General features: G+C 68.7%; 22 protein-coding genes and 1 riboswitch. Of the genes, 6 read left to right on the top strand and 16 right to left on the bottom strand.

Annotation, left to right across the window (positions count from 1 at the left end; translation table 11 throughout):
* Positions 1 to 351: 351 nt before the first annotated feature.
* From ACSVC7_RS00925 to ACSVC7_RS00895, 7 genes are all read right to left on the bottom strand, one after another.
* Complete coding sequence (locus ACSVC7_RS00925) at positions 352 to 2715, bottom strand: EAL domain-containing protein (RefSeq protein WP_448204520.1); 2364 nt, start codon at positions 2713 to 2715, stop codon at positions 352 to 354.
* A 226-nt stretch (positions 2716 to 2941) separates the two neighbouring features.
* Positions 2942 to 3694 (bottom strand): capsid assembly protein, encoded by a 753-nt coding sequence (locus ACSVC7_RS00920; protein ID WP_448204519.1) that lies wholly within the window; start codon positions 3692 to 3694, stop codon positions 2942 to 2944.
* Between the two features lie 24 nt (positions 3695 to 3718).
* Positions 3719 to 4000, bottom strand: a complete 282-nt coding sequence (locus ACSVC7_RS00915) for a Bbp19 family protein (RefSeq protein ID WP_448204518.1) — start codon at positions 3998 to 4000, stop codon at positions 3719 to 3721.
* On the bottom strand, positions 3993 to 5525 hold the full coding sequence (locus ACSVC7_RS00910; RefSeq protein ID WP_448204517.1) for a portal protein: 1533 nt from the start codon (positions 5523 to 5525) through the stop codon (positions 3993 to 3995). Before ACSVC7_RS00910 ends, ACSVC7_RS00915 begins: the two co-directional genes overlap by 8 nt.
* 4 nt (positions 5526 to 5529) lie before the next feature.
* A complete protein-coding gene (locus ACSVC7_RS00905) occupies positions 5530 to 5958 on the bottom strand; it encodes a hypothetical protein (protein WP_448204516.1) in 429 nt (142 codons plus the stop codon).
* 47 nt (positions 5959 to 6005) lie between these two features.
* Positions 6006 to 6410, bottom strand: a complete 405-nt coding sequence (locus tag ACSVC7_RS00900) for a hypothetical protein (protein ID WP_448204515.1) — start codon at positions 6408 to 6410, stop codon at positions 6006 to 6008.
* Positions 6407 to 6784, bottom strand: coding sequence for a hypothetical protein (locus tag ACSVC7_RS00895; protein ID WP_448204514.1), 378 nt, complete (start codon positions 6782 to 6784; stop codon positions 6407 to 6409). The genes ACSVC7_RS00900 and ACSVC7_RS00895 overlap by 4 nt, the downstream gene beginning before the upstream one ends.
* Positions 6785 to 6980: 196 nt before the next feature.
* Between ACSVC7_RS00895 and ACSVC7_RS00890 the strand changes: the two genes are divergently transcribed.
* Positions 6981 to 7613, top strand: a complete 633-nt coding sequence (locus tag ACSVC7_RS00890) for a S24 family peptidase (protein WP_448204513.1) — start codon at positions 6981 to 6983, stop codon at positions 7611 to 7613.
* A gap of 72 nt (positions 7614 to 7685) precedes the next feature.
* The gene (locus ACSVC7_RS00885) at positions 7686 to 7982 is read left to right on the top strand and encodes a hypothetical protein (protein WP_448204512.1); all 297 of its coding nucleotides are present in this window, start codon (positions 7686 to 7688) and stop codon (positions 7980 to 7982) included.
* Between the two features lie 4 nt (positions 7983 to 7986).
* Here the strand turns inward: ACSVC7_RS00885 and ACSVC7_RS00880 are convergent, their stop codons facing one another.
* Entirely contained in the window at positions 7987 to 8649 is a 663-nt protein-coding gene (locus tag ACSVC7_RS00880; protein ID WP_448204511.1) for a hypothetical protein, read from the bottom strand.
* 134 nt (positions 8650 to 8783) lie between these two features.
* Positions 8784 to 9644, bottom strand: coding sequence for a branched-chain amino acid aminotransferase (locus ACSVC7_RS00875; RefSeq protein WP_448204510.1), 861 nt, complete (start codon positions 9642 to 9644; stop codon positions 8784 to 8786).
* Positions 9645 to 9825: 181 nt separating this feature from the next.
* Between ACSVC7_RS00875 and ACSVC7_RS00870 the strand changes: the two genes are divergently transcribed.
* Positions 9826 to 10029: a hypothetical protein gene (locus tag ACSVC7_RS00870; RefSeq protein ID WP_448204509.1), complete on the top strand. Its 204-nt coding sequence runs from the start codon at positions 9826 to 9828 to the stop codon at positions 10027 to 10029.
* A gap of 94 nt (positions 10030 to 10123) precedes the next feature.
* Here ACSVC7_RS00870 and ACSVC7_RS00865 read toward each other — a convergent pair whose 3' ends face one another.
* The 5 genes from ACSVC7_RS00865 to ACSVC7_RS00845 form a co-directional block, all read right to left on the bottom strand.
* Positions 10124 to 10900, bottom strand: coding sequence for a succinate dehydrogenase iron-sulfur subunit (locus ACSVC7_RS00865; protein ID WP_448204508.1), 777 nt, complete (start codon positions 10898 to 10900; stop codon positions 10124 to 10126).
* 31 nt (positions 10901 to 10931) lie between these two features.
* Positions 10932 to 12713 carry a succinate dehydrogenase flavoprotein subunit gene (sdhA, locus tag ACSVC7_RS00860; protein ID WP_448204507.1) on the bottom strand — a complete coding sequence of 594 codons (1782 nt, stop codon included), beginning with the start codon at positions 12711 to 12713 and terminating at the stop codon, positions 10932 to 10934.
* A 6-nt stretch (positions 12714 to 12719) separates the two neighbouring features.
* Positions 12720 to 13121 (bottom strand): succinate dehydrogenase, hydrophobic membrane anchor protein, encoded by a 402-nt coding sequence (gene sdhD, locus ACSVC7_RS00855; protein WP_448204506.1) that lies wholly within the window; start codon positions 13119 to 13121, stop codon positions 12720 to 12722.
* A gap of 11 nt (positions 13122 to 13132) precedes the next feature.
* Entirely contained in the window at positions 13133 to 13522 is a 390-nt protein-coding gene (sdhC, locus tag ACSVC7_RS00850) for a succinate dehydrogenase, cytochrome b556 subunit (protein WP_448204505.1), read from the bottom strand.
* 250 nt (positions 13523 to 13772) lie between these two features.
* Positions 13773 to 14036: a hypothetical protein gene (locus tag ACSVC7_RS00845; protein ID WP_448204504.1), complete on the bottom strand. Its 264-nt coding sequence runs from the start codon at positions 14034 to 14036 to the stop codon at positions 13773 to 13775.
* A gap of 132 nt (positions 14037 to 14168) precedes the next feature.
* Between ACSVC7_RS00845 and ACSVC7_RS00840 the strand changes: the two genes are divergently transcribed.
* Positions 14169 to 15188: an aspartate-semialdehyde dehydrogenase gene (locus ACSVC7_RS00840; RefSeq protein WP_448204503.1), complete on the top strand. Its 1020-nt coding sequence runs from the start codon at positions 14169 to 14171 to the stop codon at positions 15186 to 15188.
* A 30-nt stretch (positions 15189 to 15218) separates the two neighbouring features.
* Here the strand turns inward: ACSVC7_RS00840 and ACSVC7_RS00835 are convergent, their stop codons facing one another.
* Entirely contained in the window at positions 15219 to 16088 is an 870-nt protein-coding gene (locus ACSVC7_RS00835; RefSeq protein WP_448204502.1) for an NAD(P)-dependent oxidoreductase, read from the bottom strand.
* Positions 16089 to 16092: 4 nt separating this feature from the next.
* On the bottom strand, positions 16093 to 16497 hold the full coding sequence (locus ACSVC7_RS00830; RefSeq protein ID WP_448204501.1) for a tellurite resistance TerB family protein: 405 nt from the start codon (positions 16495 to 16497) through the stop codon (positions 16093 to 16095).
* Positions 16498 to 16625: 128 nt separating this feature from the next.
* On the opposite strand from ACSVC7_RS00830, the gene ACSVC7_RS00825 reads away from it, so the two are divergent.
* On the top strand, positions 16626 to 17573 hold the full coding sequence (locus tag ACSVC7_RS00825) for an AEC family transporter (protein WP_448204500.1): 948 nt from the start codon (positions 16626 to 16628) through the stop codon (positions 17571 to 17573).
* Between the two features lie 51 nt (positions 17574 to 17624).
* A riboswitch (SAM-I-IV-variant riboswitch) is annotated at positions 17625 to 17728 on the top strand.
* Between the two features lie 49 nt (positions 17729 to 17777).
* The gene (locus tag ACSVC7_RS00820) at positions 17778 to 18707 is read left to right on the top strand and encodes a homoserine O-succinyltransferase (protein ID WP_448204499.1); all 930 of its coding nucleotides are present in this window, start codon (positions 17778 to 17780) and stop codon (positions 18705 to 18707) included.
* Positions 18708 to 18711: the final 4 nt, after the last annotated feature.

Raw genomic sequence — 18711 nt, 5'->3', positions numbered from 1 at the left:
CTGGCCGGGCCTTTCACGGGCCGGCTTCACGCCGACCACGCTACTCGGTTCTCCGGCCAGCCCTTTTCAGGACAGGCGTGAGGGGAGTTCGGGAGATGCCGCCGCCCGCCGTGAGAGGGGACGCACGTCGGGCGTTGGCAAGACGGGTTTTAGGATTTTACGCCGATCTTGTCAAGACTATTTTCCTGAAATAAGAAATTCCGTAGGTGGGGTTGAGCCGCAGGCGAAACCCAACATGGCCGCATGGCAAGGCGCGTTGGGTTTCGCCTGCGGCTCNGTGCTCGCGGGCGGAGATTTGTGGGTTTTAGTCTGTCCCTCAACCCAACCTACGGTCCATCACGGCAAAAAACGTCAGCCGGCAACCAGCGCCCGCTTTTCAATGCGCTTGGCGAGCAGGGCCGCGGCCTGGTCGGCGGGCACGGGGCGGCCGGTCAGCCAGCCCTGGACCAGGGTGCAGTTGTGGTGGCGCAGGAAGTTGGCCTGTTCCTCCTTCTCCACGCCTTCCGCCACCACGTCCAGCCCCAGCATGTCGGCCATGGCGATGATGGTGGAGACGATGCCGTTGTCCTCGCGTTCGGACGGCACGCCGTTGACGAAGGAGCGGTCGATCTTCAGCGTCGTCACCGGCAGTCGCTTCAGGTAGCTGAGCGAGGAGTGGCCGGTGCCGAAATCGTCCACCGCCACGCGGATGCCCATGGTCTTCAGCGCCTCCAGCACGGCCAGCGCGTGGTCCATGTCCTGCATCACCGCACCCTCGGTGATTTCCAACTCGACCAGATCGGGCGGCAGGCCGTGGCGGTCGATGATGCGGCGGAAATCGTCGGCGGAGCGGTGCCGCAGGTGGCGGGGTGAGATGTTGACGGCGACCGGCACCGGGTCCAGCCCGGCGTCGCGCCACGCGCGCAGCTGGCGGCAGGTCTCGTCCAGCACCCAGTCGCCGAGCGGGACGATGAAGCCGGTGTCCTCGGCCACGGGGATGAACTCGCCGGGGGAGATCATGCCGTGCCCCGGCTTCTCCCAGCGCAGCAGCGCCTCGAACCCCTCCAGCGACAAATCGACCAGCGACACCTTGGGCTGGTAGTGCAGTTGGAACTGGTTGCCGGCCAGGGCGGCGCGCAGGTCGCGGTCCAGCGCCAAGTGGCGGTGCGCCTGATCGGCCAGCTCCTTCCGGAAGAAGGCGTGCCGTTTTCCGCCCAGCCGCTTGGCGGCGTACAGCGCGGTGTCGGCGGCGCGGATCAGCTCCTGCGCGCTGTCGGCGTGGTCGGGGAACAGGGCGATGCCGATGGACGGGCGGACGTAATGCTCCGTCCCCATCAGCAGCACCGGCTCCTCGAAGGCGGCCAGGATGCGCTGGGCGGCCAGCGCCGCTTCCTCCGAATCGCGCACCTCTTCCAGGAGCACGGCGAAGTCGTCGGTCCCGATTCGGCCGACCGTGTCGCTGGCCCGCACCGTCGTGGTGATGCGCGCCGCCACCTCCTGCAGCAGCAGGTCGCCGGCGTGGTGGCCCAGCGTGTCGGTGATCAGCTTGAAGCGCGACAGATCCAGGCAGGCGACCGCGAAGCAGCGCCCATGGCGGCGCGCCCGCTCGATCGCCGATTCCAGGAGCGATTCGACGAGCGCCCGGTTCGGCAGCCCGGTCAGCCGGTCGCGCGTGGCGAGCCGCAGAAGCTCCCGCTCGTGGCGCAGCCGCTCCGTCATGTCGGCCAGCGCGCAGACGTAGCTGCGGTGCCCGTGCACGTCCAGGCAGGACACGGTCAGCGACGCATCCACATGCCCGTCGGCGCGGTCGATCCCAAGCTCCTCGACGCGCTCGCTGCGGCCGCACTCGCCGATTCGGTTTTGCGAGGAGGAGCCCTCCGACGCGGGACCGCCGAGCAGACGGCCGCCCAGCAGTTCCGCGACCCGCTCGCGGTCCTCCTCGGCGAACAGCTCCACGAAGCGCCGGCCCTGAAGCTGCGGCCCCGGAACGCCGAACAGCGCCACGGCGGCGGGATTGTGTTCCTCGACCAGACCGTCCTCGCCGACCAGCACGATGGCCTCGCCGACGTTGTTCATGATGCCGAACAGCCGCTCGTCGCGCTCGATCAGCGCGCCGGCGGCCTGGCGGAAATACTCCATGGCGCGGGCCATGGCGCCGAACTCGTCAGCGCGCTCGCGGCCGGGGATGTCGATGGCGGTGTTGCCCTGGGTCAACTGCTCCATGCGCGCCGACAGCGCCTCGACGGGACCCAGCACCTGTTCCGACAGGAAGACCGACAGCGGCCAGCTCAGCACCAGCAGGACCGACAGGAACAGCGTGAAGGCCAGCGCCTCCACCAGGAATTCCCGCTCCAGATCCTCGGTTTCGCTGGCCGCGGCGACGGCCCATCCCCAGGGTTCGAAGATCGCGCTGCTGCGCACGGCGGCGGCCTCGTCCGGCCAGCCGGGGGGCACCTGCCCGTCGGTGAAGACGCTGACGTGGAAGGGGTCGCGCCCCAGCGCGCGCAGGGCCAGCCGCGCCTGGGACTGGGCCTCCTCCTTCGGCATGGCGCCGGCCACCACCGCGGCGTTGACCTCGTCCAGCATCGCGTGGGCCGATTCGACCAGCGCCGAGGTCAGCCTTTCCCGTTCCGAAATCAGGCCGTTGCGCAGCAGGTAAAGGGCGGGTATCGCCGCCATGAGGCAGCCGATCAGGCCAATCCAGGTCAGCCAGCGGATCTTGCGGCGCAGCGTCATGGGCGTTCCGGCAGAAGCTCCCCCGTCATCCGAACGTCGCGGCCGGCCGTTGTGTCCGGCCGGTTGTCTTTCGGTAACGGAGCCTCGCTTTTTTACTACGGCCGCGCAACGCCCAAGTGGTTAAGATGGCACCTTCCGGAAGAAATTTTCCTTAGATCGCGACATTTCGGCACGATGTTGCGGGAACGCCCCGGAGCGCGGAGGCTCCGGGACGTTGCAAACCGCATCAGCCCGCGTTGGGATAGAGGCGCTGGAAGCCTTCGGTCACCCGGGCGACCACCGCCGGCTCGCGGTCGCGCCAGTAGCGCGGGTCGCGCATCAGGGCCTGCAGTTCCGCCTCGCCGCCGCCTTGGGCCGCCGCGGCGGGCATGGACAGGGCGGCGGGCTCCGTGCCGGTCATCATGCGGTACAGCGCCATGACGCCTTCATAGGTGGTGGACAGCCCCTCCACCGCCGCCGCCGGCAGGTTCTTGCCGGCCCAGGCCAGGAGCTGGCGCGAGACGTCCCGCCAGCGGTCCTCGCCGCCGAAGTGGGCGACCAGCCGCTCCACCTCGCGCTCCGCCTGGAACTCGGCGGCGACGTCCTGGATCAGCGGGACCAGCCGCTCCGCGGCGAGGTCGTAGACGAGCTGCGCCTGCTCCGGCGTGAAGCCCGCACCGTGCAGGCGCTCGTTGATCGCCGGGTCGGCCTGGAACAGCCCGTGGTCGCAGGCGATGCAGTAGCCGTCCGGGCCGTCCGGCACACCCAGCGCCTTCAGAAGGCTCGGGCGGTCGAAATCCGCGGGGCTGGCCGGGGCCGCCGGAGCGGCGGGCGGCGCCGACAGCTTGCGCTCCAGTTCCAGATAGGACTTCAACAACGCGTCCACGCGCACCTCGCCGGTCTGCGGGTCGCGGAACTTTTCCGGCACCGGGGGCGCGGCGCCGGGGCCGGGGCCGACATTGGAACCGGGAACGGCGGAGGTCAGCAGGTTTTCGGCCATGGGAATGCTCCTCGATAGGGGAAATCAGACGCCTTGCCCGCGGGTGGCCCCACGGGACGCCAAGGCGAGGATGGTGGCGACCAGCGCGCGCTGGCCCTCCAGGTGACGAAGCGCGGCGTCGGTCGCGTCGGGGCCGAGCGCGCGGTCCAGCGTCATGGCCTTCAGCGTGGCCAGCACCCGCGCCCCGTCCGGCCCGGCGAAGCAGCGGGCGAAGCTGGGCGCCGGGTCGTCGGCCGGCACGGGGATGGCCGGCGCGGCCTCCAGCCAGCCCCAGCCGGCCGCCTGGGACGCGCTGCGGTCAGCCATGGGTAGGCCCTTCGGCTTGCGGCGCCTCGGCGCGGATCAGGGTCGCCGGCACGCCGAAGGCCTCGCCCAGCCAGCGCGCGGTGGCGGCGGCGTCCACGGCGGACATCGCCTCCGCCCCGAGCTGCTGCGCCGTCTCCAGCCAGCGCAGCGTCGCCTGCACGTCGCGCTGCGCCTGCGCCTGGGCGAGCGGGGAGCGCTGTTGCAACGTGACCAGCCGCCCGTCCACGGTGATGTCCGGGATCTCGCCGCGCCGGCGCAGGATGGCGACGGCGCGCAGCACCAGCGGGTTCAGCAGCTCCGCCTGCAAACGCCCGAAGGTCGCGCCGAGCAACCGCGCCATCTCGGCCGATCGCTCCACGACCTCCGTCGCGGTCATGCGCGGCTGGTCGAGCGGCGCCAGCCGGTCGGTCAGCAGCGCGTGCCGGATGCGGGCGCGCAGATCGTCGAGCACCAGCTGCGACACGTCGAACCGGCCGGGGTTGGCGAGCGGCGTCAGCCCGGCCGAGCCGACCGCCTTGGGGATGATCGTCCCCGGCACCAGCCGGATGGTCGCGGGGTTCAGCACCCCGTCGTCGTCGGCCTGCCAGATGCCGGTGACGGCAACGGAGGCGTTCTTCAGCACCAGCTCCACCACCTTGTTGGCGGTCTTGATGTCGGGCAGCGCCTTCATGACCGGGGACCGGCCGTAGGTCTCGCCCGGCGCCTTCAGCCAGCGGAAGTTGATGAAGGGCGACTGGGCGAAGCGCCCCTCGGCCAGCCGGCAGGGCTCGGCCAGACCGCTGTCCAGCACCACCGTCCAGCGGTAGGCGAGGCCATCGGGCAGCACCGCCTCCACCAGGGGGAAGCGGCTGTCGGGTTCCTCGGCGCCGCGCTTGCGCACTTCCTCCGGGATGTCGGCGCCCGGAAAGCGCCGCTCGATCTGGGCGAGCGTCGGCTCGCTGCGGCGGAAGGTGCCGTCCAGCCGGCCCTCCGCCCCTTCCTCCAGCACCACCTCGGCCAGCGGCACGGCGGTGAAGCGCAGGCTGGACGGCGCGCCGGGGGCGGCCTCCTCCATCAGCAGCGAGGCGGTGCCCACGGTGACGAGGTCCAGGAAGGCCTGGTGGATCTCCACCGCGAAGTTGGAGCGGTCGAAATGCGCCTGCACGATGCCCGCCGCGCGGTCGAGCATCGGGGCGACCCGGTCGCGCTCCGCGTCGGTCAGGGTCGGGCCGGGCTGCAGGCCGAACCAGCGCGACCAGGGCGGGGTCAGCTCGGCCAGCAGGCTGGAGGCGAGCTGCTCCACCGCGTCCGGGGCGGTGCCGTCGAACAGCCGGTCCACCCGGCGCTCGCCCGGCGTCCCGGTGCCCCGGAAGGGCTGACCGTTGGGCAGGGCGTGGTCGTAGCATTCCTGCCAGTGGCTTTCCCAGACCGAGCGCCGCTCCCGCGCCGCCCGGTAGCGTTCGAGCAGGGCTTCCGCCTCGGACTCTGCCGGGGTGCTGCGTTTCGGCCGCGCGGGGGAAAGAGTGCCGGATCGGGCGTCGTTCATCGCGTCACTCTCCCAGCAGGCGCTTGCGCAGCGGCACCAGCGCGTTGGAATCCAGCACCCCGCGCCAGGAGGTCTGCACCGTGCCCGCGCGGCTGCGCGCGCGCCGTTGCAGCAGTTCCTCGGCGGCCTTGGCGACCTCCGGATCGGCCGAAGTGGTCGGGGTGGCGGTCGGGTCAGGCTGAGTGGTGGCCGGGACCGGCGTTGGAGCCGGCTCCGGAACGGCGACCGGGGTCGTCACCCACCAGGGCGGGGTGGCCGTCGGTGCCGGCTCGGGCGCGGGGGTCGGGGGCGCGACGGGAGCGGGCACCGGGGCGGGTTGCGGGGACGGCGTTGGATCGGGCGCGGGTGCGGGTGCGGGGGCCGGCGTCTCCACCACCGGCGTGGGGGCGGGCTGCGGCGTGGACGGCCGGGGGGCCTTGAACAGGTTGGCCATGGACGGATCTCCCGTGTCGGGGTTGAGGGCGGGGGATGGTTTGGGATTCAGGCGGGGGTGGCGGCGCGGGTCAGCCGGCGGTAGAGCTGCCAGGGCGTCAGGATGCCGGGGGCATGCAGCCCCAGGAGGCGTTTGACCGCCTCCACGCAGGTGAAGGGCGCCCAGGGAGCCGGGCGGGTCAGGGCGCGCCGCACCGGCGCCGCGACCACCGCCATGCCCAGCCCGCGGAACCAGCCCGGCAGGTCGTAGCCGGCGGGCAGGTCCAGCACCGCCACGTCGGTGTAGGGGGACAGCGGGTCCACGACGACCCAGTGCCGCCCGTCGTTCAGGATCGCGAAGCAGTGCCGGAACCCCGGCCGCAGCAGCCGCAGCCACCACAGCTCCGCATCGCCCCGGAACACCACCCAGGCGCGGGGCACGGGCTCGGCGCCGGCGGCGGGCGGGCTGCTCATTGCACGATGCCCTTTTCGCGCAGCACGGGGCTCAACTGGGTGAAGGCTTCGCGCCACAGGGTGTGGGCGCGCTGCTCGCGGTGGCGCTGCGGGTCGGGCGCCAGCAGGCGGCGGCCGTAGTGGACGAGCACATGCAGGTGGTCGCGCAGCAGCAGGCGGTGGCGGTACAGCCGGTCCACGGCGCGCAGCACGTCGCCGGGCTCGCAGGGGCGGGAAACCAGCCCCCGCCCGGCCACGATGCGGGCACCGGCCGCTTTGGCCTCCTGGGCCTGGACGGACCAGAACCACGCCTCCTCCGCGCTGCCGAAGGGGACCCCGCAGGAATCGGAGATGGACGCGGGGATGGACGTGGTAACGCTGCGCTGAAGCGCCATGGCCGGAGCCTCCTTTTTAAATGCACGCTGAGCGTTCGCAGAGCCGGCCTGTCTCATCCAAAGGGCCGGCTCGGAGCCGTATTGCGCGGCAAAGGCGAACATCTGTTCTCGTTATGTACTGATTTTATTCCTTGGTCAAGGACTTTATGAAAAGCTTCCTAGGGACGCCCCGCGCGGTTTATGAGATTATCGTCCCATGCTGAAACACGCGGACATCTGGCGGGCCATCGACCGCCTTGCGGCGCAGAACGGGCTGTCGGCGTCCGGGCTGGCGCGGCGCGCCGGGCTCGACCCCACGACCTTCAACAAGAGCAAGCGGACCACCGGCGACGGAAAGCTCCGCTGGCCCTCGACCGAAAGCGTCTCCAAGGTGCTGGAGGCGACCGGAGCGTCGCTATCGGAGTTCGTGAGCCTTGTCGGCGAGGCCGCCGGTCCCGGCGCCCTTCAGCGCGTGCCGGTCATTGGTTACGCCCAGGCGGGCAACGCCGGCTATTTCGACGATGCCGGCTTCCCGTCAGGCGTGGGATGGGACGAGCTTCTGTTCCCCAGCATCGGCGACCCGCACGCCTACGCGCTGGAGATTTCCGGCGACAGCATGGACCCGGTCTATCGCGACGGCGACACCATCATCGTGTCCCCGGCCGCGCAGATCCGCCGCAACGACCGCGTGGTGGTGCGCACCAAGGGCGGCGAGGTGATGGCCAAGCAGCTGGTGCGCGAGACGGCGACGAAGATCGAGCTGATGTCGATCAACCGCGCCCACCCGGACCGCAGCATCCCGCGCGCCGATGTGGCGTGGATGGCCCGCATCGTCTGGGCGAGCCAGTAGCCCCCTTCGGGGCAGCGCGTCCTAGGACAATTATCCTTGACAGGAACGGATGCGCTCCGTAGCATCCGCCCTATGACGCGCGCCGCCCATCCCTCGACCGACAGCCTGGACCGCAGTTATGACGGCGCTCCGCCGCGTGAAATCCTGCGTCTGGCGATGCTGGGCGGACGTGAACGTCACGACACCCGCGCCCGCGCCGCCGTTCAGCGCCTGCACGGCCAGCTTGCCGCGGAAGCGCGCCTTGGCGCCGCCCGCCGCCGCGCCGCCCTGCCCGCCTCCGGCGCGCCGACGGACTCCTGGCTGACGCGCTTGTCGGCAACGCTGGCGCACCACCGCCACGCGGCGCGCGCCATCGCCGACTCCGTTTGACCTCTTACGACGCCGCCCCGCCGTCCGGCTTGGTCGGCACGACCACCGGCCCCGGAGTGGGCACCGCATCGCCCACCGCCGTCGCCAGCGCGACCGCAGCCGTTTCCGTCCGCTTCGGCACCGCGGCCTTGCGCGCCGGCCGGGCCTTCGGAACCGGCTTTTCCGCCGCGGCGGGTTTCTTCTCAGGCACCGGCTTCTTATCGGCCGGCGGCGTAGCGACCACCTCGGCGGCCGGTGCCGCGTCAACCTTGGGAGCGGATGCCTTGTCCCGGTCCTTCTCCGCGCTCTTCTTCACCTTGCCCTTGGAAAAGCCGGCCTTGCGCATCGCGGCCTTCAGCTCATCCCAGGCCGCGCGGATTTCGACGGCGAAGTCCTTCGCCTCCTCGTCGCGGTGGCTGCGGAAATACTCGGCCGCGGCGCGCATCTGGGCGGGAAGCGTTTCGGCCCCGGCGCGCACCGCCTCGTCGCGCAGCGTGTTCTGCCGGGTCGCCAGATAGGTCGTGATTTCCGACAGTTCTTCCGGCGTGCAAGCCTTGTGGAGCTTGTCGGTGATGGCCGGCGCCGCCTTGTCGATCTTGCCCAGAACCTCCGAGCGCCCGCGCTTCAGATCCGGGTCGTAGGTGGTGCGGATCACCTGGATCACGCGGCGCCGTTCACGGAATTGCATTCTGTACCCCTCCTGCCATGACGGCCCCGGTTCCGGCCGGAGCCGCCGACTCGAGATCCATCATGCCCGCGAACGGGCCGTCTATCAAGCCGGGCTTCGGGCCGCATACCGCCCGATTTCAGGCGCTCGCCGCCTCAACGGAAGGCGAATTCCCAGTAGAGCGCGCGGGCACGGGTTGAGACCGGACCCGCCGGAAGCTCCCGACCCTCCAGCCGCGTCACCGGCAAGACCTTGGCATAGTTGCCGGTGGAGAAGACCTCCTCCGCCTCCATCAGGTCGCGGGCGGTCAGCGTGCCCTCCTCCACCACAGCACCGTCCTCGCGCAGCAGCGCGATCACCCGTTGGCGCGTGATGCCGTTCAGGAAGGTGCCGTTCGGCACGGGCGTGCGGATCACCCCGCCCTGGACCCCGCCCTGAACGATGAACAGATTGGCCGTCGCGAACTCCGCCACGTTGCCGATGGGGTCCAGCATGACCGCGTTGTCGAAGCCCCGCTCCCGCGCCTCCTTCAGCGCCAGCCCGGCGTTGGGATAGAGGCAGGCGGCCTTGGCTTCGGTCGGCGCCATGGTCGGACTTGGGCGGCGCCGGGTGGACAGGCAAGCGGTGAAGCCGGCGGCACTCGGCAGCGGGGCCTCGTAGACCGACAGCACGAAGCGCGTGCTCTCCGGGTCCGGCGCGACGAAGCCGTCCTCCGCGTAGAACATGGGCCGGATGTACAGCTCGGCCTCTTTGGGGAAGCGGCGGATGCCGTCCCAGCACAGTTCCTCGATCTCACCGGCGGTCAGCATGGGGGCCAAGCCCATGGCCTGCGCGGAGCGCACGACACGGGCGCAGTGCCGGTCGAGGTCCGGTGCCACGCCCTGGAAGGCCCGCGCCCCGTCGAACACGGCCGACGAGAGCCAGAGCGCGTGCGTCATCGGGCCGACGATGGCGGGGTTTCCCGCGATCCATTGGCCTTGGACGTAGCTCAGCGCCTGACCGGGCGTGTTTCCCATGATCCTCTCCCTTTGCGTTTCGGCCTTCCGCCGTCCGAATGCGTGTCTCCCCCGAAAAGCATAACCCCTCATCGTCGTCGGTCAATCTGCGCAGAGGGGCCAGTTGAATGGTTGAACATTCCGCATCGCAACCAAACCGCCGCCAACCAATTCCATTGATCACTTCAGGAGGCTCCGACCCATGGGCTGGATTTCCCCGACCGCTTCCCCGCAGCCGCTGCGCTCCGCCCCGCCCCGTCCCCAGCCCGGCCAGGACGTGCCGACGCAGGGGCCGCTCACCGACAATCCGGACCTGCCGACGCCGGGTCCGCAGGACGACGGCCCCTCCCCCATCCCGAACAATGATCTTCCGCCGTCCCGTCCCACCGACCCGGACTTCGCCTGACGACGCAGAAGCCCCAAAACGAACGAGGCGCCCCCTCTCGGGAGCGCCTCGCCGTTTGTCGATAAACCGGCTCGATGAACCGGAAGCCGGTGGATCAGCGGCGCTGAACCATCAGCTTCTTGATCTCGGCGATCGCCTTGGCCGGGTTCAGGCCCTTCGGGCACGCCTTGGTGCAGTTCATGATGGTGTGGCAGCGATAGAGACGGAACGGATCCTCGAGGTTGTCGAGGCGCTCGCCCGTCATCTCGTCGCGGCTGTCGACGATCCAGCGGTAGGCCTGGAGCAGGATCGACGGGCCAAGATACCGGTCGCCGTTCCACCAATAGCTGGGGCAGGAGGTCGAGCAGCAGAAGCACAGGATGCACTCGTAGAGGCCGTCCAGCTTGGCGCGGTCCTCCGGCGACTGCAGGCGCTCGCGGCTCGGGGCCGGGGACTGCGACTGCAGCCACGGCTTGATCGAGGCCAGCTGGGCGTAGATGTGCTTCAGGTCGGGGACGAGATCCTTCACCACCGGCATGTGCGGCAGCGGGTAGATCTTGACGTCGCCCTTGATGTCCTCGATGGCCTTCAGGCAGGCCAGCGTGTTCAGGCCGTCGATGTTCATCGCGCAGGACCCGCAGATGCCCTCGCGGCAGGAGCGCCGGAAGGTCAGGGTCGAGTCGATGTTGTTCTTGATGTAGATGATCGCGTCCAGGATCATCGGGCCGAACTTGTCGAGGTCGACGATGTAGGTGTCGACCCGCGGGTTCTGGCCATCATCCGGCGACCAGCGGTAGATCTTGAAGGTCTTCGCCCGCTTGGCGCCGTTGGCGGCGTTGATGGTCTTGCCGACGCCGACCTTGGAATTGGCGGGCAGGTTGAATTCGACCATGGTTCGTATCCTTGCCTTTGCGCTCGGGGCCTTAGTAGACGCGGGCCTTCGGCGGGAACACCTGCACTTCGTTGGTCAGGGTGTACATGTGGACCGGGCGGTAGCCGATGTTGGTCTCGCCCTTGTCCGACACCGAGATCACGGTGTGCTTCATCCAGTTCTCGTCGTCGCGGTTCGGATAATCCTCACGCGCGTGCGCGCCGCGGCTTTCCGGCCGGTTCTTGGCCGAATGGAGCGTGGCGACGGCCTGATAGAGCAGGTTGTCCAGCTCGATGGCCTCGACGAGGTCGGAGTTCCAGACCAGCGACCGGTCGGTGATGGAGATGTCGCCCTTCTTGGCGAAGGTCTGGTCGATGAGCTTGACGCCCTCCTCCAGCACCTCGCCGGTGCGGAACACCGCGCAGTTGTTCTGCATGGTCTTCTGCATTTCCAGGCGCAGTTCCGACGACTTGATCGAGCCCTTGGCGTTGCGGATGCGGTCGAAACGCTCCAGCGCGAAGTCCGTGCTGGCGGCGGACGCCGACACCGACTTGCCCTTCTCGACGATCTCGGCGGCGCGGATGGCGGCCGAACGGCCAAACACCACGAGGTCGAGCAGCGAGTTGGAGCCCAGACGGTTGGCGCCGTGCACCGACACGCAGGCCGCTTCGCCGATCGCCATCAGGCCGGGGACGACCCGATCCGGATCCTCCGCGGTCGGGTTGACGACCTCGCAGCGGAAGTTGGTGGGGATGCCGCCCATGTTATAGTGCACCGTCGGCAGAACCGGGATCGGCTCCTTGGTGACGTCCACGCCGGCGAAGATCTTGGCCGTCTCGGCGATGCCGGGCAGGCGCTGGTGGATGATCTCCGGCGGCAGGTGCTCCAGGTGCAGGTGGATGTGGTCCTTCTGCGGACCCACGCCGCGACCCTCGCGGATCTCGATGGTCATCGAGCGGGACACGACGTCGCGCGACGCCAGATCCTTGGCCGACGGGGCGTAGCGCTCCATGAAGCGCTCACCGTTGGAGTTGGTGAGGTAGCCGCCCTCGCCGCGCACGCCCTCGGTGATGAGGCAGCCGGAGCCGTAGATGCCGGTCGGGTGGAACTGCACGAACTCCATGTCCTGCAGCGGCAGGCCGGCGCGCAGGATCATGCCGCCGCCGTCGCCCGTGCAGGTGTGGGCCGAGGTGGCCGAGAAGTAGGCGCGGCCGTAGCCGCCCGTCGCCAGCACGACCAGCTGGGCGCGGAAGCGGTGGATGGTGCCGTCGTCGAGGTTCCAGGCCACGACGCCCCGGCATTCGCCGTCTTCCATGATCAGGTCGAGCGCGAAATACTCGACGAAGAACTCCGCCTCGTGCTTCAGCGACTGCTGGTAGAGGGTGTGCAGGATGGCGTGGCCGGTGCGGTCGGCGGCGGCGCAGGTGCGGTAAGCCTGCTGCTTGCCGTAATGCGCGGTCATGCCGCCGAAGGCGCGCTGGTAGATCTTGCCTTCCGGCGTGCGCGAGAAGGGCACGCCGTAGTGCTCCAGCTCGATGATCGCCGGGATGGCCTCGCGGCACATGTACTCGATGGCGTCCTGGTCGCCCAGCCAGTCCGACCCCTTCACGGTGTCGTACATGTGGAAGCGCCAGTCGTCCTCGCTCATGTTGCCCAGCGCGGCGGAGATGCCGCCCTGCGCCGCGACGGTGTGCGAGCGGGTCGGGAAGACCTTGGTGATGCACGCCGTCTTCAGGCCCTTCTCGGCCATGCCGAAGGTGGCGCGCAGGCCCGCACCACCGGCACCGACGACGACGACGTCATAGGAGTGATCGATAATATCGTAGGCGGCCATGGCTCGTCAGGCTCCGAACGAAATCTTGAGGACGGCGAAGACGCAGGCGGCGGCCAGCGCGAAGCTCACGAACTTCACGGCGATGACGCCGGCCAGCTTCGCCCACTCGTTGTGGACGTAGTCCTCGATCACGACCTGGAGGCCGCCCACGGCGTGATGGAAGGTGACGACGACCGTCAGCACCATCATGATCGCGGAAAACGGCGACTTCATCCACGCGACGAAGGCCGTGTGGTCGGCGCCCAGATGACGGATCACACCCAGTACGAACCAAAGGGTCAGGGGGATCAGTGCGATCGCCGACAGGCGCTGGTGCCACCAGTGCTCGGTGCCGTGCTTGGCGGAACCCAGGCCGCGAACCTCGGCCAGCGGAGAGCGCAGGGACTTGTTGGAAAGATTGGCTGCCATTGTCAGTCTCCTCACCACACGGCCAGGCCGATGATCCAGGCCAGGATGGTCAGGCCCAGCGACGCGCCGGCGACGATGTAGGCGCCCTTCTCGGCGTTCTTCAGCTCGAACGAATAACCGGCGTCCCACACCAGGTGACGGATGCCGTTGGCGAGGTGGTAGAACAGCGCCCAGGTCCAGCCGAACATCAGCAGCAGGCCGAGGCCCGAGCCGATGAACTTCTGCGCACGCGCGAACGACTCCGGACCGGCCGCGGCAGCGACCAGCCACCACGTCAGCAGCAGCGTGCCCACAGCCAGCCCCACGCCCGTGATGCGGTGCGTGATCGACAGCGCCATGGTCCATTCGAATTTATAGACTTGAAGATGCGGGGAAAGCGGCCGACCGCTGCCGTTTGCCATTGCGTCGTCCTCTGTTCGGCGGCCGGTCGCGGCAAGGAGGGCGTTTGCCGCGACGGCGGGTGGTGCGAGACCGAAAGAAATAGGCCCTACTGTGATTGGCGCATTGAATTACGCTTCTCGCGCGGCCGAGTCAACGACGCGGGCTTAGCCGTGTTCAAATTGGCGCATTGCGGGAAGTGACTGAAAACAAACGGGGTTTGGTCCGGCTGGTAATACCAGGAAAAAGCGCGGGAGCGGGCCGTTCGAACACCTACTTGTCGAACCGGCGCACGTTCTCGACCATCATCGAGTACATCTGGGTGATCAGCTCCGCCGGGCGCAGGCGGCCGAAGGGGATGTTTTCCTTGGCCCACTCCACCAGCCCTTCCGGCGGCTTGACGGGGGCGACCTCGTAGCCGGCCTTCTTCAGGGCGCTCATCACGGCGCGCGCCTGCTTGGTGTAGTCCTCGTTGAAGATGGACTTATCCGCGTCCTTGATCGCCTTGGCGATGATGTCTTCGAGCGGAGTGGCCATGGACGGTTGCACAAATCACGGTCTACGAAAGATGCGCGCACGGTGTCACAACGCGGGCGCTGTTGCAATTCCATTGGGAACCGCATACCTGAAAGCCCTCTCCGCACCGCATTATCACAGGAAATTACCGCCATGGGCTACAGAGTCGCGGTCGTCGGCGCCACCGGCAACGTCGGACGGGAAATGCTGGCCACGCTGGCCGACCGGAAGTTCCCGGTCAGCGACGTGATCGCGCTGGCGTCGGAGAATTCGACCGGCAAGGAAGTCTCGTTCGGCGAGGACGAAATCCTGAAGGTCCAGGATCTGGCGAAGTTCGACTTCAAGCGCGTGGACATCGTCCTGTCGTCGCCGGGCGCCAAGGTGTCGGCCGTCCACAGCCCGCGCGCCGCCGCCGCCGGGGCCGTGGTGATCGACAACACCTCGCACTTCCGCATGGACCCGGACGTGCCGCTGGTCGTGCCGGAGGTCAACCCGGAGGCCATCGCCGGCTATAAGAAGAAGGGCATCATCGCCAACCCCAACTGCTCGACCATCCAGATGGTCGTGGCGCTGAAGCCCCTGCACGACCGCTTCAAAATCCGCCGCGTGGTGGTGTCCACCTACCAGTCGGTGTCGGGCGCCGGCAAGGAAGGCATGGACGAGCTGTTCGGCCAGACCCGCGCCATCTACGTGAACGACCCGGTGCAGAAGTCCACCTTCACCAAGCAGATCGCCTTCAACGTCATCCCCCACATCGACGTTTTCATGGAGGATGGCACCACGAAGGAAGAGTGGAAGATGAACGTCGAGACCAAGAAGATTCTCGACCCCAAGATCAAGGTGACGGCCACCTGCGTGCGCGTCCCGGTCTTCATCGGCCACTCCGAAGCCATCAACATCGAGTGCGAGGAGCCGATCACCGCCGACGAGGCCCGCCAGATCCTGCGCAAGGCCCCCGGCGTCCAGGTGATCGACCAGCGCGACAACGAGGGCTACATCACCCCCGTCGAGGTGGCCGGCGACGACCCGGTCTTCGTCAGCCGCATCCGCGAGGACTACACGGTGGACAACGGCCTGTCCTTCTGGTGCGCCGCCGACAACCTGCGCAAGGGTGCAGCGCTGAACGCCGTGCAGATCGCGGAGTTGCTTGTCCGGGATTATTTGAAAAAGTGAATGCAGGAAGGGGCCGGAAGGCCCCCTCCTTTACTTTGAAAACAACCGATACAGAGCGCTGTGGTCGAGCGCGCCGTCGCCCTGCTCGGCCAGCAGCTCGAACAACTCCAGGTTCAGGCCGAGCGCCGGCAGGTCGATGCCCGACTGTTCGGCCAGTTCCTCGGCCTGCCGCAAGTCCTTGATCTGGGTGACCACCCGGCCGCCCGGCGTGAAGTCGCCGCTGACCATGCGCTGCCCGTGCAGCTCCAGGATTCGCGACTCGGCGAAGCCGCCGCGGATGGCCTCGCGCACCTTGGCCGGATCCACCCCGGCCGCCTTGGCGAGCGCCAGAGCCTCCGCCACCGCGCCGATGGTCAGGCCGACGATGACCTGGTTGGCCGTCTTGGCGACCTGCCCCGCCCCGCTCTCGCCCACATGGGTGATGCGCTGCCCCATGGCCTGGAACAGCGGCAGGGCGCGGGCGAAGGCGTCCGGCGTGCCGCCGGCCATGATGGTCAGGCCGGCCGCCTCAGCGGCCACGGTCCCGCCGGACACGGGGGCGTCCACCCACTCCGCCCCCTTGGCGCGCACCGCCTCGGCCAGCCGCCGGGTCGCGGCGACCGCCGTCGTGCCCATGTCGATGACGAGATGGCCGGGCGTCAGGGCCTCCATCAGGCCCGCCGCTACCGTCTCCACCGCCGCCGTGTCGGACAGCATCAGAATGACGGTGTCGGCGCGCCGGGCGACCCCGGCGGGGCTGGCGGCGGGGTTCATGCCCTCGCCCGCCAGTTCCTCGACCGGGCCGGGGCTGCGGCTGTGGATGACCAGCGACGCCCCGGCTTTCGCCAGGTTGCGCGCCATCGGCCGGCCCATCAGGCCGAGCCCGATGAACCCGACCGTCCTTCCGTTCAAGCCCGCCATGGCGTCACAGGCGCGCGTGGCGGGCGCGGGCGCCGCGTTCGATGGCGGCGGCGCACAGCCGGTCCACGCCCAGCTTGTGGCGGATCATCTCCAGCATGCGCAGTTCCTCCTGCGAGGCGGAGGGATCGGCGGCGGCGATGTCGCAGGCCAGCGCGTAAGCGGTCTCGCAGAGCTTGTGCGGGATCGCCTCCTTGATGATCTGCAAAGTGGTCTCCAGCCCGTCGGCGTCGGCCAGCAGGCCGGAGCATTCGCGCGTCACGTCGGTCAGCCGGTCGATGTCGAAATCCTTGAAGACCGGCAGATAGCGGACGTTCTCGCCGATGGCCTCAAGCTCCAGATCGGTCATGTCGCCGTCGCACGCGGACACCAGCACCATGACGTAGATGAGCGCGCTGTGATGGTTGATCATCGAAACTCCTGCGGGTAGGGGCCCATGGCTATCTTGCCCGCGCCTCCCGCCCCGTCAAGGGAGCCATGCCCCGAACGGTGGGGTCGGTCGCTCGACAGGGGGTGCCCTCCCCCCGTAAGGTCGGGTCCATGTCGGTGGTTCTCAACGTCGCGCTCCCGGTCTTCGCCATCATCCTGGCGGGCGTCCTTTCCGGTAAGGCGAAGCTCCTCGGCCCCGCCTCGTCGGAGGCGCTGAACAAGTTCGTCTACTGGATGGCCCTGCCGCCGGTGCTGTTCCTCGGCACGGCGCGCCGGTCCCTGCCGGAGATCTTCAACGGTCCCTTCATCGGCGCGTTCCTCGGCGCCATGCTGGCGGTCTACGCGCTGGGCGCGCTGCTCGGCTGGCTGATCCACCGGGAACGCACCCAGATCCAGTGCATGCAGGGGCTGACGGCCGCTTTCTCCAACACCGGCTACATGGGCATCCCGCTGTTCCTGGCCGCCTTCGGCCCGGACCGCCTCGCCCCGGCCATCCTCGCCACCGTGATCATGAGCGCCATCATGGTCGGCATCGCCGTAATCTGGCTGGAGTTCGCGAACAGCCACGGCCACGGCGTGGGAAAGGCGCTGCGCGACGTTGGCCGCGCGCTGGCGAAGAACCCGCTGATCATCTCCACCGCCGTCGGCATCGCCTGGTCGGTGGTCCTGTCCGGTGTGCCGGTGCCGCGCCCGGTCGCCATCTATTGCGAGCTGATGGGCGCCTCCGCCGGCCCTTGCGCCCTGTTCGCCATCGGCCTGTTCCTCGCCACCCGCAGCCTGAAGGCCGACATGGTCGAGGTCGGCTGGATCAGCGCGCTGAAGCTGCTGGTGCAGCCGGCCCTGACCTGGGGCCTGACGAAGACCCTGTTCCCGCTCGACCCCTTCTGGGCCGGCTCCGCCATCATCCTGGCCGGCCTGCCGACCGGCGCCCTGACCTTCGTGGTGGCGAGCCAGTACCAGATCTATGTGGAGCGCACCTCCTCCGCGATCCTGGTGTCCACCATCGCCAGCGTGGTCACGCTGTCGGCGCTGCTGGCGATGTACGCGCCGGGGCCATAATCCAGCAAAGCCGGCGGCTGTTGCCAAGCTCTCGCACGCCGTATAAAGTGCGCCGCGCATCAAGAGTTGAGCGGACGCTCAACGCCAACCTGCTTCCCGAGCAAGGTGGCGTCCCGAAGGGGGATGTGGCCGAACCGGCAATCAAACGGGTTTCGCCATAACGTCTGCTCCACCCGATGCGCCGACAGCGGAGCCAGACGTACCATGCCCATCAAGATACCCGATGATCTTCCCGCCTGCGCCGCCCTTCAGGCCGAAGGCGTCATGATCATGCGCGAGACCGACGCCGTCCGGCAGGACATCCGCCCTCTGCGCTTCGGTCTTCTCAACCTGATGCCCGACAAGATCCGGACGGAAACCCAGATCGCCCGTCTGCTGGGCGCCACCCCGCTGCAGGTCGAGCTGTCGCTGATCCGGATCACCAGCCATGTGCCGCGCAACACCTCCGCGGATCACATGGGCGCCTTCTACCGGCCGTGGGAGGATGTGCGCCGGGAGAAGTTCGACGGCTTCATCATCACCGGCGCTCCGGTGGAAAAGCTGCCGTTCGAGGAGGTCTTCTATTGGGACGAGCTGTGCGCGGTCTTCGACTGGACGCAGAGCCACGTCCACTCCTGCCTGAACATCTGCTGGGCGGCGCAGGCGGCGGTCCATCATTTCCACGGCGTTCCGAAGCACCTGCTGCCGGCAAAGGCTTTCGGTGTCTTCCGGCACCGCAACCTGGCGCCCACCTCACCCTACCTGCGCGGCTTCTCCGACGATTTCTCCATCCCGGTCTCCCGCTGGACCGAGGTGCGGCGCGAGGATCTTCCCCGTGACAGCGGCCTGCGCGTGCTGATGGATTCGCCGGACATCGGGCTCTGCCTGCTGGAGGATCCCGATCACCGCTCCCTGCACATGTTCAACCACATCGAATACGATTCGGACACGCTGCGGAATGAGTACGTCCGCGACGTCGCCAAGGGCGAGGCCATGGCGGTCCCCCACGGCTATTTCCCGGACGACGACCCGAACCGCCCGCCCGAGAACCGGTGGCGGAGCCACGCCCACCTGCTGTTCGCGAACTGGATCAACCAGATCTACCAGACGACACCGTTCGACAGCGCGCGGATCGGCGAGGCGGAGGCCGCCTGACGGC

This window comes from Azospirillum mesophilum (assembly GCF_053470405.2).
The sequence above is the reverse complement of the archived record's forward strand: the minus strand, read 5'-3'. Positions and strand labels throughout refer to the sequence as shown.

What these genes read in the sequence shown, in the direction of transcription:
- ACSVC7_RS00925 (WP_448204520.1), bottom strand. Translation starts at nt 2,715, where the DNA reads ATGACGCTGCGCCGCAAGATCCGCTGGCTGACCTGGATTGGCCTGATC.
- ACSVC7_RS00920 (WP_448204519.1), bottom strand. Translation starts at nt 3,694, where the DNA reads ATGGCCGAAAACCTGCTGACCTCCGCCGTTCCCGGTTCCAATGTCGGC.
- ACSVC7_RS00915 (WP_448204518.1), bottom strand. Translation starts at nt 4,000, where the DNA reads ATGGCTGACCGCAGCGCGTCCCAGGCGGCCGGCTGGGGCTGGCTGGAG.
- ACSVC7_RS00910 (WP_448204517.1), bottom strand. Translation starts at nt 5,525, where the DNA reads ATGAACGACGCCCGATCCGGCACTCTTTCCCCCGCGCGGCCGAAACGC.
- ACSVC7_RS00905 (WP_448204516.1), bottom strand. Translation starts at nt 5,958, where the DNA reads ATGGCCAACCTGTTCAAGGCCCCCCGGCCGTCCACGCCGCAGCCCGCC.
- ACSVC7_RS00900 (WP_448204515.1), bottom strand. Translation starts at nt 6,410, where the DNA reads ATGAGCAGCCCGCCCGCCGCCGGCGCCGAGCCCGTGCCCCGCGCCTGG.
- ACSVC7_RS00895 (WP_448204514.1), bottom strand. Translation starts at nt 6,784, where the DNA reads ATGGCGCTTCAGCGCAGCGTTACCACGTCCATCCCCGCGTCCATCTCC.
- ACSVC7_RS00890 (WP_448204513.1), top strand. Translation starts at nt 6,981, where the DNA reads ATGCTGAAACACGCGGACATCTGGCGGGCCATCGACCGCCTTGCGGCG.
- ACSVC7_RS00885 (WP_448204512.1), top strand. Translation starts at nt 7,686, where the DNA reads ATGACGCGCGCCGCCCATCCCTCGACCGACAGCCTGGACCGCAGTTAT.
- ACSVC7_RS00880 (WP_448204511.1), bottom strand. Translation starts at nt 8,649, where the DNA reads ATGCAATTCCGTGAACGGCGCCGCGTGATCCAGGTGATCCGCACCACC.
- ACSVC7_RS00875 (WP_448204510.1), bottom strand. Translation starts at nt 9,644, where the DNA reads ATGGGAAACACGCCCGGTCAGGCGCTGAGCTACGTCCAAGGCCAATGG.
- ACSVC7_RS00870 (WP_448204509.1), top strand. Translation starts at nt 9,826, where the DNA reads ATGGGCTGGATTTCCCCGACCGCTTCCCCGCAGCCGCTGCGCTCCGCC.
- ACSVC7_RS00865 (WP_448204508.1), bottom strand. Translation starts at nt 10,900, where the DNA reads ATGGTCGAATTCAACCTGCCCGCCAATTCCAAGGTCGGCGTCGGCAAG.
- sdhA (WP_448204507.1), bottom strand. Translation starts at nt 12,713, where the DNA reads ATGGCCGCCTACGATATTATCGATCACTCCTATGACGTCGTCGTCGTC.
- sdhD (WP_448204506.1), bottom strand. Translation starts at nt 13,121, where the DNA reads ATGGCAGCCAATCTTTCCAACAAGTCCCTGCGCTCTCCGCTGGCCGAG.
- sdhC (WP_448204505.1), bottom strand. Translation starts at nt 13,522, where the DNA reads ATGGCAAACGGCAGCGGTCGGCCGCTTTCCCCGCATCTTCAAGTCTAT.
- ACSVC7_RS00845 (WP_448204504.1), bottom strand. Translation starts at nt 14,036, where the DNA reads ATGGCCACTCCGCTCGAAGACATCATCGCCAAGGCGATCAAGGACGCG.
- ACSVC7_RS00840 (WP_448204503.1), top strand. Translation starts at nt 14,169, where the DNA reads ATGGGCTACAGAGTCGCGGTCGTCGGCGCCACCGGCAACGTCGGACGG.
- ACSVC7_RS00835 (WP_448204502.1), bottom strand. Translation starts at nt 16,088, where the DNA reads ATGGCGGGCTTGAACGGAAGGACGGTCGGGTTCATCGGGCTCGGCCTG.
- ACSVC7_RS00830 (WP_448204501.1), bottom strand. Translation starts at nt 16,497, where the DNA reads ATGATCAACCATCACAGCGCGCTCATCTACGTCATGGTGCTGGTGTCC.
- ACSVC7_RS00825 (WP_448204500.1), top strand. Translation starts at nt 16,626, where the DNA reads ATGTCGGTGGTTCTCAACGTCGCGCTCCCGGTCTTCGCCATCATCCTG.
- ACSVC7_RS00820 (WP_448204499.1), top strand. Translation starts at nt 17,778, where the DNA reads ATGCCCATCAAGATACCCGATGATCTTCCCGCCTGCGCCGCCCTTCAG.